This is a genomic window from Corynebacterium sp. L4757 (assembly GCF_043673995.1).
Taxonomy (GTDB): Bacteria; Actinomycetota; Actinomycetes; order Mycobacteriales; family Mycobacteriaceae; genus Corynebacterium.
On the sequence record NZ_JBIMEN010000006.1, the window covers coordinates 1 to 14,566 of the forward strand.

Genomic DNA, 14,566 nt, shown 5'->3' on the forward strand with positions numbered 1-14,566 from the left:
CCGCGTGCCAGGCAGTAGCCCCAAAGCTGGGGGTTTCATGGCACACAGCTCGTCAATGGACCCAGCAGGCCCGCCGTGCAGGAAACATCCCAGAACCCGTGCCCGAAGATTTGGCTGCCGAAAACGCGAGGCTACGCCGTGAAAATCAAGAGCTCCGCGACACCAATGAACTTCTGAAGGCTGCCTCAGCTTTTTTCGCGTCGGAACTCGACCCAAAACGTCGGAAATGATCCGGTTCATCGATGAATACCGGAGTAGTTTCTCCGTCGAGTTCATCTGTAAGACGTTGAAAAATAACCGGGCTGGTGGGTTTATCACCTCGCGTGGGTATCGCCAATCCAAGGCCCGTGGATTAAGTGCTCGTCGCCTTCGCGATGCTGCGCTGGTTGATCGCATTAGTGCTGTTCATCGGGATAATTACGGTGTTTACGGTGTGCGGAAAATGTGGCATGCGCTTCGCCGTGAAGGAATTGATATCGGTCGTGAACAAACCGCCCGGCTGATGCGCTTGGCCGGTGTTTCTGGCAAAGGCAAAGGCGGATCACCTATCACAACCCGAAAAGCTAACACGCCTGATCTGCGCCCAGACTTAGTCGAGCGTGAATTCAAAGCCCAGGGTCCGAATAAACTGTGGGTGGCCGACATTACGTATGTGCGCACGAAGAAAGGCTTTGTGTATGCCGCGTTTGTCACCGACGTTTACTCCCGACGGATTGTTGGGTGGGCGTTATCAGACTCGATGCGGACCGAAGCACTGCCACTGCAAGCTCTCAACCAGGCGATCGTGTGTGCTGAGGAAACAACAGGTCTCATTCACCATTCGGATCACGGGTCGCAGTATGTCAGCGTGGTCTACAACGAGCGACTTGCCCAGCACGGGATTGCCGCTTCCACCGGAAGTGTCGGCGACTCTTACGACAATGCTCTGGCCGAAAACGTTAACGGCTCCTACAAGAACGAGCTGATCCATACCCGCAGGTGGGATGACGTGATCGAGGTAGAAATCGCGACGTTCGAGTGGGTGTCATGGTGGAACGAGACTAGGCTCCACCAAAGCTTGGGATACCGAACTCCGGTCGAGGTGGAAACCGAATTTTGGAAGCAGACCCCGCCACAGGAAATAATGGAAATCAAGGCAAACGCCTAGGAACAAAACTCGGGGCACTTCAACTATTCGCGCAGGCTGGTGGGATTTGCAATTCCGGACCATATGCGCACCTCATTGGTTCAGGATGCGTTGCTGATGACTAAAGGCCAACGAGGCAGCCTAAAGGGCACGGTGTTCCACTCGGACCACGGCAGTGTGTACACCTCGCAGGCGTTCCAGGACACCTGCACACAATTGGGGTTTCGTCAATCGATGGATACTGTTGGTACCAGTGCGGATAATTCGCTGGCGGAGTCGTTTAACACCACACTCAAACGGGAAGTGAAGCAAGATTCCAAAACATTTTCAAATCAGTTGGTGTGCCGCCGGGAGGTATTTTGGTGGTGCACCAAGTACAACACCAAACGCAGGCATTCCTGGTGTGGCAATCTCGCATCTGCGGTATTTGAAACTCAGGGTCCTGCTATCCTAAAACGTACTTCCTAATAAATCCCCTGTGTCTACTTTCCAGGGGTCGGCCCCACCAGACTCGGGATATTGCACAGCCAGCTCCCCCAAACAAGACATCACCAGCCACGCGACTACTGCTCCTACGATATAGGCCAACACTGCGCCTAGCGGTCCAGCCTGCCCAATGGTGAACCCCGAACTAACAAACAAACCCGAGCCAATGACTCCACCCAGCGCAATCATTACTAGGTGTCGCACCTCAAGAGCACGTTTCGTGCCGTTCACCTGCTCCGAAGTAACAGCAATATCAGAACTATTCACGCATAAAAAGTGTAGTGTTTCGCGCATTCAGGACAGCATTCCCGCATGATGACATTCTTGCTCTCGATTAATGCAGCATGCCAGTGTGGTTTTCGCCGGTGAATGAAAATTGCGGTCACGCTGGCACTGATCTCAGAATGCATGAGAATAAAAAATAACCGCAGCCAGCGTTTCTACTGACTGCGGTTATTTGAAGTTAGTAGCGGGGGCAGGATTCGAACCTACGACCTCTGGGTTATGAGCCCAGCGAGCTACCGAACTGCTCCACCCCGCGACGAATGAACATGGAAGTTCATATGCGCTTTACTTGAAGTTCAAGTATCGGCGACTTATTCAAGTGTACACATTGGTAGGCAAACACCCAAATCACTGGCGATAAGCAAAAGATTCGAGCCTTCCCTTATTGGGAGGACCCGAATCTTTCTATCTAGATTTTGGCACTTGGGAAAGGTGATTACTCGCCTTCGCCCTCAGCTGGATCCTGCAAGTCCTGGAACTGCTGGACTGCGTTATCCAGCTCATCCAATGCGCGGCCGTACTCCTCGTGGGAGCCGGAGCGTGCATCTTCCAGGCCGGTCAATGCGTCATTGATTGCGTTCATCGCTTCCTCAGCATTTTCAGGAAGTGGTGACGCTGGAGCATCATCTGCTGGCGGAGTGTCCTCTGCAGGTGGGGTGTCGGTGTCACCGCCGTCATCAACTACCTCAATATCTTGGGCAGCGTCGGAGTCAATACCAACCTGCTCAAGCGCAGCGTCCACTGTTGGTGCATAGCCAACCCGGCCCTTGTAGGAAACCAGAACACGCAACAGCTTAGGGAACGCAGATTCCTGGTCCTTACGCTGAGAATAGATTGGCTCCAAGTAAAGGATTTCGCCGCCACCCACTGGCAGAGCCAGCAGGTTACCGTTGTGAAGGTCATTCGAGCCGCGCCACAGCGTCATATCTCGTGCGACCTGGTCCGAAGACATCATCGCGTCCTGTGCCTGCTTCGGGCCCTGGGTCTGAGTATTGGTTGGCAGAACGCGAACCGTGATATCGCCGTAGTTCTCCGGATCCGAAGATGCCGTCATGTGAGCAGACAAGAACTCACGGGACAGACCACGGAAGGAAGTAATCAGCTGGAAGGAAGGCTCGCCAGTCTCAGGGTCAGCAGCCACAACGTAGTACGGAGGCTGATCCAAGTTCTCTTCATCCGAAGCGGTTGGATCCGCAGGTACGGACCAGAAAGCATCGTTATTGAAGAAGACGTTTGGATCATCAACGTGGTAGCGGGCCAGAACGGAACGCTGCACCTTGAACATGTCCTGTGGGTAGCGGAAGTGAGCACGTAGCTCATCAGAGATCTCAGATTCTGGCTTCACCACATCTGGGAATACACCCTGCCATGCCTTGAGCACTGGGTCTTCGGTGTCGAACTCGAAGATTTCCACGGTGCCGTCATAAGCATCAACGGTCGCCTTCACGGAGTTACGGATGTAGCCAACCTCATCAGAAATCAGACGCTGCTGAGTGCCTTCGGTGTTCAGTGCATCAGCGGTTGCCTCAGTCAAGGACTCATTCTGCGCATATGGCAGACGGTCCAAAGTGGTGTATCCATCAACAATCCACTTGATGCGGCCATCAACAACAGCTGGGTAGGTCTCAGAGTCAGTGGTCAACCATGGAGCGACCTTCTCAACGCGCTCACGTGGATCGCGATCATAAAGAATCTTGGATTCAGAACCAACGCGGTCCGACAGAATCAGGTTCATTTCCTGGTAACGCAGCGCATAAGCAGCACGGTCGAACATGTTGCCAATGTCAACACCGCCCTGGCCGTCATAGGTATATGACGAGTTATTGGTATCAAACTCCACTGGGCCATTGCCGGTGTCACCGACAATAGCGTAATCAGCACCGTCTTCTGCTGATGCAGTCACAGGACCGTAGTAGATACGTGGCTGGTCCACCTGGATGCCCAGCTCAGCTTCAGCGTCAAGAGTCTCGCCTTCGCCCTCAGCCTCTTGGCCAGCCTGGGTCTGAAGGTCAGAAACAGTAAAGACTGGGAAACCACCACGGGTGGAACCAGCGTCCTCAGCAACCTCATCAACGCGGTTGGCCTGAGCGCCGACAAAACCATTGCCGTGGGTGTATACCGTGTGGCGGTTAATCCAGTTCAGCTGGTTCTCACGCAGTGCATTCGGATCCACCTCACGTGCTGCGACCACGAAGTCACGCATTTCACCGTCTACCTGGTAGCGGTCCATGGACAAGGTGTCCTGGAAACCGTAGAAGTTACGCAGCTGCTGCATCTGGGTAAAGGTTGGGGACAACTTGTCCGGATCCAGCAGACGCAGGTTAGAAATCGTTGCTTCATCCGCCGCGACCTTGGCGTCAGGGGTTTCTTCCGCACCCCAGTTTTCGATGTAGGTTACTTCTTCATCAGTCAGTCCATAGGCGTAGCGGGTTGCGTCAATATTGCGCTGAATAGATTCCGCTTCCTTTGCCTGACGGTTTGGCTGAACGGAGAAACGCTCCATCAGCAGTGGCCATGCGCCACCAATCACAATGCCGGAGACCAGCATCAAGACCACGCCGAGCGCCGGGATACGCAGGTCCTTTAGGACCACGGCAGCAAAGAATGCGATGGCAACGAATACGCCCAGAACCATCAGGATGATCTTTGCTGGCAGCTGTGCATTCAAGTCGGTAAAGGACGCACCAGTGAACATGTCATTGCGGCTGTGCAGCAGCTCATAGCGCTGCAGCCAGTAGTCAACGACCTTCAGCAGCATCCAGACACCAGCGGTGACCGCCAGCTGGATACGTGCTGGCCTGGACAAAGAGCCCTTGATGCTGGCAGCTTGGTTACCAATACGGATACCGCCCAGAACATAGTGTCCGACCAGTGCGATGAGCAGTGCCACCAGCACCAGCATCGACAACGTGGAGACAATGAGCTGGTAGATCGGAAGGTCAAAGGCGTAGAAACCATAATCTAAGCCGAATTGTGGATCGGTTTCGCCAAACTCCGTGCCATTGATGAATAGCAGGACATTACGCCAAGAAGACTGCAGCAAGAAGCCTGCAATCAGACCGATGACCAACGGCAGTACCTTCAGGAAGGTACCGACGGACTTTTCAATCGCCTGACGGTACTGGTACACAGGTGAGTTCAAATCACCTAAGTCCATGTCATCAGGACGTCCACGCCAAACAAAGTATCCCGCTACCCAAACTATGAGGGCGGCCACCAGCGCGGCGACTATGAAAAGAACAATTCGCGCAACAATCGCAGTGGTGAAAACGCCGCGATAGTCAATCGCACCAAACCACTTCCAGTCCGTATACACTCCAACGAACATTGGTCCGATGAAGAGAATTACTGCAATGATGCCGAGCACCCACGCGAGAACGCGGGGCGGTCTTTTCATAGGGGCAGAGGGTTGGGCTTGAGAAACCAACGCCAGCTCCAATCAATATCGTGTGCCAAAATTATCTATAGGTGGCCAATTTTACGGCCAGTACCATTTAGCTAACGAACGAGGTTGCTCATGAGTTCCCCAGGTTTTAATCAACAAGCTCTTAACAAAGCCATGATGGAGGCAGTCGAGTTTGTCCACGCCGAAGGGTGGGAAGCCCCGCCGACGCTTTTCGCGCTCGTCCCATCCGAGTTAATCATTGACCAATTAGGTGAAGATTTAGATGATAGTCCGCTGACCTTGGTTGTTCAGGATAATCTTCCGGAAAATATTGAGGCTGGCTCTGAAGAGCTGGCTGATTATGTCTCCCGCATCGCGTGGCCGCGTGAGATTGCCGGCGCGGTGTTGGCCCAAGAAATTATGTTCAAAGACACATCATCAGACGATCCAGAGCCGCGCCCTGCCAGACTTTTTACAGGCTGTTTACGCGAAGAAGGCTTGGAATTAACTGTGTTGCAATTGCGCCCAACGGAGCAAGAGCTTGCCGATGCCGGACCATTTGCCGAAGATGACATCCAGCTTCGTGGCGGCCCTACCATCGCCCCGGGTGTTGTTGCAGCTCTTCGTTATGGGCTCGAGCAAGACCCAGATGAATTGCTTTAGGTTATTCGACTAGACTGTGAACGGTTAAAACGTCACGCACTTCCCAAGGAGTAGGTTCCGTGCCCACATCTCGCCCGTCGCGCATTTTGCAACTCACTGGCGCTGCTTTCTTAGCCACCACCCTGGTTGCTTGCGGCACCACCGAGGAGACTGCTCCTTCCCCTGCTCCTGAGACCTCTGCGGTGGAGACTGAAGAGCCTTCCGAGACCACCACGGAAGAGCCCTCGGAATCCTCCACCAGCTCTGAGACGGAAGAAAGCACCACGGAAATTGAGGAGTCGGAATCCGCGGAAGCCTCGGAATCAGAGGCTGCCGAGCCAACTGAATCGACTTCTGCCAGCGCAGGTGAATTTACTGATGATGTAGAAGCGGCCTATGAAATCTTCGGCTCAATTGCGCCGCGTTCGCTCTTTGAAGAGTTTGATTCCTGTGACCCGGTTGGAAACAATGACAATTACAACTGCTCCGGCCCAGAAGTAGGCCAGCTGCAGTTCTCCAAGTCTTCCTCGCGTGCGTCGCAGACCACCCAGGTGCTTACCGAACTGCGCTCCTCCACCGTCTTGGAAGATAGTGGTGATCGCGTAGTGGGCTGGTCCACCCTCGGCAGCACCGCCGTGCTGACCGTGGTGGATAACAATGAGGGCCTAGTGGTTCAGCAGATGCTTTCCACTGACCAGGAAGACCCCGAAGACCGTCTTATTGAGCTCGGTCTTTATAACCCCGACAACTAGCTCTGGCACCTAGTGACGTCATCGCCATTGGCAAAGTCATCCATGGCTTGGATGGCGTCATCGAGGGTTTCCACGGATGCGATGACCATGTCGCCGTCATCGCGGGTCATGGCCGCTTCGCAGTTCGCCGCTGGTGCGAGGAAGAGTTCCGCACCAGCTTCTTGAGATGCGTCAATCTTATGCTGAATGCCACCGATTGGCCCCACGGTGCCGTCCTCGGAAATAGTGCCGGTACCAGCTACAAAGTGACCGCCGGTGAGATCTTCCTCGGTGAGCTTGTCAATCACTGCGAGCGAGAACATCATGCCGGCTGACGGACCGCCAACATCCTGCAGGTTATACGTTACTTCCATGCCATCGCGTGGCGCAGAAGTCATGGTCACGCCCAAAAGCGGGATGGAATTATCATCGGGATGCTCGCCAAGCTCGACGGTTTCTTCGCGCTCTTCGCCACCATTTTCCAGGGTTAGAGTTACCTCATCTCCAGGGGCTTTGGCACGAATCAGTTCTTGAACTTCAGCTGGTTCTGTCACTTCTTGTCCATCAACGGCTAGGACTACGTCTTCTGACTGCACCACGTCAAAGGCAGCAGATTCTTCCATAACGCCAGCAACCACGACATGGACGGGGATATCCAAGTACTCCATCGCGGTTACAGTCGCTGCAGCCTCAGATTGCACGAAGGCCTGCTGATTCGCTTCTTGCATCTCCTCAGTGCTGGTGCCCATGGGGATGACGGTCTCCAGCGGAACAATCGTGTCATCGGTGGTCAACCAGCGACCGATGGCCTGGGATAAAGACATATTGGTGCGAACCGCCACGGTAGTCATATTGAGCTGACCGGAGGTCTCATAAGTTTCCGCGCCCTCAATTTCTACGACTTCGGTGCCATCGACCTCGGAAAGCGTATCAACTGTCGGGCCGGGCCCCTGCGCCGCATAAGGCACGGTCAAAGAAATATCGGTGCCAGGAATGTGGTCAATGCTCATTAACCCGCCCAGCAGCACAATCGGGACAGCGCCCAAGGCCAGGGTGGTTAATCGACGATTAGCGGGTTTACTCACGCCCAAATACCCTACCCGTGTTCGCTGTCAGCGTCGTGATCGCCGTGGAGAAATCACACTGACACTGGGTACATTGGGAGTATGAGTAATGGATTCGGTTTTTCATTCAATAGCAATGATGATGACGACGATAACAACCGCAATAACAACCCATTCGGTTTTAACTTCGGTTCCGGTGCCAACGGCGGCGGCTTAGGTGACATGCTGAACCAGTTCGGCGCCATGCTTTCCGGCATGGGCAATTCCATGAATTCTCCCGAAGGTTCAGGACCGGTTAATTATGAAATGGCAGAGCGCATCGCGCGCCAGCAATTAGGTTCTGAGAAGCCGATTAGCTCCGAAGATACCCGCGCGGTCGAAGAGGCCACGCGTTTAGCCGAGCTCTGGTTGGATGAGCACACTAACCTGCCCACAGCATCCTCCACTGTGGAAGCGTGGAATGCGCAGAATTGGCTGGATAACACCCTGCCCATGTGGAAGCGCATGGTCTCCCCTGTTGCGCAGCACATGGCGGATGCCCAATTAAAGTCCTTGCCGGAAGAAGCCCGCGAAATGATGGGCCCAATGGCAAATATGATGACGCAGATGTCCGGCATGAACTTCGGCATGCAGCTGGGCCACGCCTTAGGTGATTTAGCACGTCAGGCTCTCACCGGCTCGGATTTCGGCCTGCCGGTCGCACCGAGCGGTGTGAACGCGATCTTGCCGCATAATATCCAGTCCATCGCCCGTGACCTGAAGGTTCCTGGTCAAGAAATTCTGGTCTATATCGCAGCTCGTGAGGCTGCCCGCCAGCGCCTGTTTAAGCACGTTCCATGGCTGGTTGAGCGCCTTGTCTCCTCTGTTGAGGAATACGCCATGGGCTTGGAGATTGACACCTCCCACTTAGAAGAAGCCACCCGCGAGCTCAACCTGGAATCAGGTGATCCGGAGGCAATTCAGGAGGCCATCGGCAAGCTGCAAGGCATGGACTTAAGCCCGCGTATTACCTCGCGCAACGCTGCCGCTGTATCGCGCTTGGAAACTCTGCTGGCTCTGGTTGAGGGCTGGGTCGAGTACGTAGTCAATGAAGCACTGTCCACGCGCATCCCTTCCACGCCAGCAATGGCACGCGCATGGACGAACCGCCGTAATTCCGGTGGCTCCGCAGAAAAGGCATTCGCCAAGGTCGTGGGCATCGAGTTCGGTGCACCAAACGTGGAAGCAGCCGCTGAGCTGTGGCGCCGCTCCACCATCGCCGTTGGTGTAGAAAAGCGTGACCATGTCTGGGACCACCCAGACTTCATCCCTTCCGCTGAGCACTTGGAGAACCCAGCAGCCTTCATTGATGGTTTGTTGGATGATGCCCCATCTGATGATTTTGATGCTGAGTTTGCCAAGCTCGAAGAGATGCTGCGCAATGGTGAAACGGGAACCTCAGCTGAAGATCAGACCAAGGATGAGGACACCGACAAAGATTCTGACTCCGATGAGAAAGACGATGACAAGTAGGTCTTAATCATTGTGACCAAAGCGCGCGAAGGCTTCTAGATATCCTTTAGCGCGCTCTGCTTTTGGTGCCCTATCTGCCCACTCCCAGAATTCTGCCGGATGTCCTGGGATAAATGTATGTGTGAGCTCATGAATGATCACCGAATCCAACACATAATCAGGCACTTTCTGCAGCCGGTGTGAAATCCGAATATCACCGGTGGCCAAAGACGTACTCCCCCAGCGAGTATTTTGATTGCTCACCCAGCGGATAGAGCCCACCGTCGCACGGCCTTCTAAGTATTTGTGATTCAGCTCGTCTGCGCGTGCAGCTAGCTGCTCATCAGAAGTATGCTGCGAAACCGTGCGTTTGGCCACGCGCGCCAGCATGTCCGCAACTGCTTCTTTCTCTTCACTCGCACTCATCCAGCCGGGGATACGAACCTCAAGCACTCCCTCATTAAGGCGAGCTGCCACGGTGCGCTTGCGCTTGGCAGAGCGAATTACCTTTACTTCAGGCTGGTGTGCGGTAGTCATGGAACCTTATTTTATCTCCCCGTGTCTAAAACTTTGTGGAAGCCCAGATAGACACAAGGAGTGAAAATATGAACGTGACAGATATCAGCCAGCGCGGCGGATACTATTTCACGCCGGATATTGGAATCTTTGTCCGCGATAAAACCTATGTCCAATTCGGATTGGACTCGACGCGTGCGGCCATTGTGAAATCTACGAATGCTGAAAAGCTGGTGAACGCAATCCGCGCTGCCCAACATGGTCCGCCCAAGAGCCGCTATGTGTGGGAGCGGCTCTTTTCTTCCAGCGGTATGACTTTGTTGGCGGCACGCAGCCTCTTCCATGATCTGGTGGATTATGGCATTTTGCGCGCGGAGCGAGATAAGAAAAGGCTGGTGGTGCTGGGCACCTCGCCATTGGCAAAAAGCATCCGCGATATGTGCGATGCCCGCGGTTTAGGCGTGCGGCAGCCTTTAAATTGGGAAAACCTGCATATTTATCTTTCCACCATGGAGCCGGGCACCGTGGTCCTAGTGGTGGATCAGTTGCACAATACCCCGCTGATCGCGCGCGCCTTGCACGAATTGCACCCCACGTGTTCATGGGTGCCGCTGTCAATCATTGATTCGCGCGGCTTCATCGGCCCATTGCACATTCGTGGTTCAGGTCCCTGCCCGATGTGTTTTGAATTGCGCCGCGCAGAGCTGGACCCACGCTGGGCCGTGCTGACCCGGCAGCTTAAGGAAGTAGCTATCAACCCCGATCCGCAGGTGATCGCCTCCGTGACTGCGAAGACAGCGGTCATCGTGGACTGGCTGGTGGGCCGGGAATTTCCACCTGGTACGCCGAAACCGGGCGCGTTTTATGCCGGGGACTTCTTCGATGTTGATGTCTATGGCACCTCCACCAAACGCGCTTTGGGACAGCACCCGCAATGCCCGGAGTGTTTTATTGCGCAGACTGGATGACTTGGAGGACCTCATCGCCGTATTGCTCAATCTTGCGCGGGCCCACACCAGAAATGGAAAGCAATCCATTCTTATCGGTCGGTAGGGCTTCGGCGATAGACATCAAGGTGGCATCAGTAAAGACCACATAGGCTGGCTTGCCGATATCCTTGGATACCCGCGCCCGCCACTGCCGCAGTGCGGAAAATACGTCTTCATCAGCCGGTGACTCACATGTCTCGTGGCGTCCCAGTACTTTATCCGCAGGCGCGTTGAGGTAGCCATTGCATACCCGGCAGCGCTTGGGACGCGAGATGCGGGAGCTATGCGCGGAGGCATCACCTAATTCCGGCACGACGCCATCCAGGAAGCGGGTCCGCTTGCGCGAGGCACGAGAACCCGTGGTTTTAGCCAGCGCCCACGAGCACAACAGGTGAATACGGGCGCGGGTAATGCCCACATAGAACAGGCGGCGTTCTTCTTCGATTGCTTCATCATCGCCGCGGTCCTCTTGGGCCTTAATCGCCTGGTTAATCGGCATGAGTTTCTCAGTCAGTCCGACGAGGAAGACCGCATCCCATTCCAATCCCTTGGAGGCGTGCAGCGTGGATAACGTAACACCTTCCATGGTGGGAGCCTGCTTATTAGAGGCACGGCGCTGCAGGTCTATGATGACACCGGGCAAGTCAATGCCTGGGTTATCACGCACGATGGTGGAAATCAGGTCCACTAAAGCGCGCAGGGATTGCCAGCGCTCACGTGCTTGTGCGCCTTCCGGTTCGGAATCGCTGAGCCCGAGTCCCACGAATGCGGCCTTAGCAATAGAAACTGGGTCATTCGGTAAGTCGGTGCGGCGCGCAGCGCGATGCAGGGCACGGGTGGCCTCAATGATTTCTTGGCGGTGGAAGAATCCATCACCACCGCGGACTTGATACACAATCCCGGCATCAGCGAGGGCTTCCTCAAAGACCGCAGACTGGAAGTTGGTGCGGTATAGGATGGCAATCTCACTGGCTGCAACCCCTTGATTGAGCAGGGTGAGAATCTCGCCGGCAACTTCCTTGGCTTCGATCTCTTCGGATTCATAGGCGTGGAATTTCGGCACGGGTCCGTTCTCCCGCATACCCTCCAGACGCAGGCGGGTACCGGCTGCGCGGCCGATGGCCTTTTCAATGACCGTGTTGGCAAGATCAGTAACCTGCGGTGTGGAGCGGTAGTCACGCTGCAACTTCACCACAGTGGAATTGTCATAGTTCTTAGAAAAATCCAGCAGGAAATCTGGTGATGCGCCGGTAAAGGAGTAAATGGTCTGGTTGGCATCACCCACGACCGTCAAATCATCACGGTCCCCCAGCCAAGCATTAAGCACACGCTGTTGCAGTGGGGTGACGTCCTGGTACTCATCAACCACAAAGGTGCGGTATTGCTGGCGGAATTCTTCGGCGACGGCTGGGGCATTTTCTAGCGCACCAGCGACGTGAATAAGCAGGTCATCAAAATCCAGCAGCATGCCATCAGGCTGGGACTTAAAATCCTCATAGTTGGCATAGACGCGCGCGACCTTTTCAGGGTCCTTCGGCGCGATACGGTCGTGCGCTTTGAGTGCCTCTACGTAGCCATCAGCAGAGATCAACGACGCCTTCGCCCACTCGATTTCGCTCAGGATATCGCGCACAGTTTCCTTTGTGGGGTCCATGCCCACGTTGCGGACGGCGCGAGATACCAGCGGGAATTTATTGTCCAAAAGCCGCCACGGCAAGTCACCGGCAACCTGGGGCCAGAAGTACTTCAGCTGACGCAAGGCAGCAGCGTGGAAGGTGCGCGCTTGGACGCCGGTGACGCCCATGGAATTGAGACGGTCACGCATCTCCCCGGCGGCTTTAGCCGTGAATGTCACGGCGAGCACGCGCTGCGGAGACACAAATCCTTGGTCCACAAGGTGCGCGATGCGGTAAGTAATGGTGCGGGTCTTACCCGTGCCCGCACCTGCCAAAATGCACACCGGCCCGCGGGCGGCAGTTGCTGCCACGCGCTGGTCATCATCCAACGCCTCCAGATCAAGCTTGAAGGAACTCACTGGAAATACCACTCCTCTAATAATTTATGCGCAATCGAACCAGCCCCCGGACGCTTCAAAGAATCAAGTTCATCCCTATTAACCCACCGTACTTCCACCAGCTCACCATCACGCGGACCGGGGTGAGCAAGAGACTCCTCCGTGGCTATGGCCGTAAAACCCACCATCAACGAACCGGAGAGAACCCATGGCTGTGATCCAAAATAGCGCACGTCTTGGACATCGAAGCCGGTTTCCTCTTTGACCTCGCGTGCAGCTGCGTCCTCGAGTGATTCGCCAATATCCACATAGCCTGCAATCAGTGAGAAGAAATCTGGGCGTTTAATATCGCGCCCCATCAAGATGGCATCTTCTTCCGGATGGTGCACCCGAGTTATCACCGCCGGGTCGACGCGGGGAAAGAGCATCCCCGTACGCTGTTCCGGGATGCCAACGACACCAGTGTGTGGAAACTCCAGTGGTTGCCCGGTGGCAGCATCAAAGCGGTTGAGATAGCGGTATTTCATCATGCCGATTGCTCGGGTGATGAGCCTGTCACCGAAAAAAGCGCGGGCGGAGACCAGCTCACCTAAAGAGCGCGCATGCTCCTCAGAAATTGCGCAGGCCCACAGCTCCGGATGCTTGCTCACCCGCACCGTCATATCACCAGCGGGTTCATCCAGCAGCACCGGTTTACCCATCTCGTCAACGGGCACCAAGCCTAATTCAGTGACGGGGACAAACATTTAATCATCATCCACAATCTCGGCGGGGTCTTCGGTGTCATGCTTGATATACAGCAGACGATCGCCGGGTTTCAGTGCCGAAGCACTGGCGGTATCCACGCGGTGTAGCTCGCTGTTGCGGAGGACGGCCAGCACGATATCAGCCAGGTGGCGCGGGTTGGAGCCCACCTCATATTCACGCACAGCACGCTCTGCTACGGAAAAGCCCTCATTGGGTGAGAGCAAATCTTCCATCATCTCCACCACAGTTGGGGTCACCGTTGCCAGTCCCAGCAGACGGCCAGCAGTCTCAGCGGAGGTCACCACCGAATCCGCACCGGATTGCAAGAGCAAATGACGGTTAGCTGATTCACGCACGGACGCCACAATCTTTGCCGAAGGTGCAAGCTCACGCACCGCCAACGTACACAGCACCGCCGTATCATCCATGGACGGGGTCACCACGACCGCTTGCGCGTGCGAAACACCAGCAATCTTCAAGACATCGGCTTTCGTGCCCGTGCCATAAATAGTGACCAGGCCATGGTGCTCAGCATGAGCCAGTGCTTGGCGGTTTTGGTCAATGACAACGATCTGGGATGGCGAAATGCCATCGGCAAGCAAGGCGGCAACAGCGCCGGCACCCTTGGTGCCATATCCAATAACGACGGTGTGGTTACGCAAAGTTTTTCTCCAACGTGAAATCTGGAATGTGCGGCGGGCGCGGTCAGTGAGCACAGACAACGTCGCGCCCACCAATAACACCAGGAAGACTAGGCGTGCTGGCGTAATAACCAGCAGGTTCACCAGACGAGCTTCCTGGGTGACCGGCACGATATCGCCATAACCCACTGTAGTGAGCGAAACGGAGGAATAATACGCCGCATCAATGATGGTGAGGTGTTCGTTATAGCCATCACGGTCGATATAGACAACAGCCGTGACGAACACTAGCAAGGCAAAGGCCCACATCAAACGCATGGCTAATTGCCGCCACGGGCTGGCAGCAATATTGCGTGGCACCGTGATGACATCAATGAGCGCATGGTCAGGCTGCGAAGACAGCTCCACAGCCGGCCGAAAAGTCTCCGCTATCCGGTTTTTCATCCGAC

General features: G+C 55.1%; 13 protein-coding genes, 1 tRNA gene and 1 pseudogene. 7 read left to right on the plus strand and 8 right to left on the minus strand.

Annotated features, from left to right (window positions below; genetic code table 11):
* The 3 genes and pseudogenes from ACG98I_RS08315 to ACG98I_RS08325 all read left to right on the plus strand — a co-directional run.
* Positions 1 to 230, plus strand: a 230-nt coding sequence (locus tag ACG98I_RS08315; protein WP_394719949.1) for a transposase, incomplete at its 5' end; no start/stop codon positions are given.
* Positions 227 to 1,147, plus strand: a complete 921-nt coding sequence (locus ACG98I_RS08320) for an IS3 family transposase (protein WP_394719950.1) — start codon at positions 227 to 229, stop codon at positions 1,145 to 1,147. The genes ACG98I_RS08315 and ACG98I_RS08320, both read left to right, overlap by 4 nt.
* Before the next feature lie 24 nt (positions 1,148 to 1,171).
* Positions 1,172 to 1,594: pseudogene (locus ACG98I_RS08325) on the plus strand (transposase); the annotation flags it as partial.
* Here the strand turns inward: ACG98I_RS08325 and ACG98I_RS08330 are convergent.
* The 3 genes from ACG98I_RS08330 to ACG98I_RS08340 form a co-directional block, all read right to left on the minus strand.
* Positions 1,577 to 1,906, minus strand: coding sequence for a hypothetical protein (locus tag ACG98I_RS08330; RefSeq protein ID WP_394719952.1), 330 nt, complete (start codon positions 1,904 to 1,906; stop codon positions 1,577 to 1,579). The pseudogene ACG98I_RS08325 and the gene ACG98I_RS08330 sit on opposite strands and share 18 nt — an antisense overlap.
* Positions 1,907 to 2,079: 173 nt before the next feature.
* Positions 2,080 to 2,153 (minus strand) — tRNA-Met (locus ACG98I_RS08335).
* 180 nt (positions 2,154 to 2,333) lie between these two features.
* The gene (locus tag ACG98I_RS08340) at positions 2,334 to 5,294 is read right to left on the minus strand and encodes a UPF0182 family protein (protein ID WP_394719954.1); all 2,961 of its coding nucleotides are present in this window, start codon (positions 5,292 to 5,294) and stop codon (positions 2,334 to 2,336) included.
* 120 nt (positions 5,295 to 5,414) lie between these two features.
* Between ACG98I_RS08340 and ACG98I_RS08345 the strand changes: the two genes are divergently transcribed.
* Entirely contained in the window at positions 5,415 to 5,945 is a 531-nt protein-coding gene (locus tag ACG98I_RS08345) for a PPA1309 family protein (RefSeq protein ID WP_394719956.1), read from the plus strand.
* Positions 5,946 to 6,004: 59 nt separating this feature from the next.
* Entirely contained in the window at positions 6,005 to 6,676 is a 672-nt protein-coding gene (locus ACG98I_RS08350) for a beta-N-acetylglucosaminidase (RefSeq protein ID WP_394719958.1), read from the plus strand.
* Here ACG98I_RS08350 and ACG98I_RS08355 read toward each other — a convergent pair.
* Positions 6,673 to 7,740, minus strand: a complete 1,068-nt coding sequence (locus ACG98I_RS08355; protein ID WP_394719960.1) for a PDZ domain-containing protein — start codon at positions 7,738 to 7,740, stop codon at positions 6,673 to 6,675. The two genes, ACG98I_RS08350 and ACG98I_RS08355, sit on opposite strands and share 4 nt — an antisense overlap.
* An 81-nt stretch (positions 7,741 to 7,821) precedes the next feature.
* Here ACG98I_RS08355 and ACG98I_RS08360 point away from each other — a divergent pair, with 81 nt between their 5' ends.
* The gene (locus tag ACG98I_RS08360; protein ID WP_394719962.1) at positions 7,822 to 9,231 is read left to right on the plus strand and encodes a zinc-dependent metalloprotease; all 1,410 of its coding nucleotides are present in this window, start codon (positions 7,822 to 7,824) and stop codon (positions 9,229 to 9,231) included.
* A 3-nt stretch (positions 9,232 to 9,234) separates the two neighbouring features.
* On the opposite strand, the gene ACG98I_RS08365 is transcribed toward ACG98I_RS08360, so the two are convergent.
* Positions 9,235 to 9,747: a M48 family metallopeptidase gene (locus tag ACG98I_RS08365; protein WP_394719963.1), complete on the minus strand. Its 513-nt coding sequence runs from the start codon at positions 9,745 to 9,747 to the stop codon at positions 9,235 to 9,237.
* Positions 9,748 to 9,815: 68 nt separating this feature from the next.
* On the opposite strand from ACG98I_RS08365, the gene ACG98I_RS08370 reads away from it, so the two are divergent.
* Positions 9,816 to 10,694 (plus strand): hypothetical protein, encoded by an 879-nt coding sequence (locus ACG98I_RS08370; protein WP_394719965.1) that lies wholly within the window; start codon positions 9,816 to 9,818, stop codon positions 10,692 to 10,694.
* On the opposite strand, the gene ACG98I_RS08375 is transcribed toward ACG98I_RS08370, so the two are convergent.
* Genes ACG98I_RS08375 through ACG98I_RS08385 form a run of 3 tightly spaced genes read right to left on the minus strand, consistent with a single transcriptional unit; the run spans position 10,675 to position 14,561 of the window.
* Positions 10,675 to 12,750, minus strand: a complete 2,076-nt coding sequence (locus ACG98I_RS08375; RefSeq protein ID WP_394719967.1) for an ATP-dependent DNA helicase UvrD2 — start codon at positions 12,748 to 12,750, stop codon at positions 10,675 to 10,677. The genes ACG98I_RS08370 and ACG98I_RS08375 overlap by 20 nt on opposite strands.
* Positions 12,747 to 13,475 carry an NAD(+) diphosphatase gene (locus ACG98I_RS08380; RefSeq protein ID WP_394719969.1) on the minus strand — a complete coding sequence of 243 codons (729 nt, stop codon included), beginning with the start codon at positions 13,473 to 13,475 and terminating at the stop codon, positions 12,747 to 12,749. Before ACG98I_RS08380 ends, ACG98I_RS08375 begins: the two co-directional genes overlap by 4 nt.
* A complete protein-coding gene (locus ACG98I_RS08385) occupies positions 13,476 to 14,561 on the minus strand; it encodes a potassium channel family protein (protein WP_394719971.1) in 1,086 nt (361 codons plus the stop codon).
* Between the last annotated feature and the right edge of the window lie 5 nt (positions 14,562 to 14,566).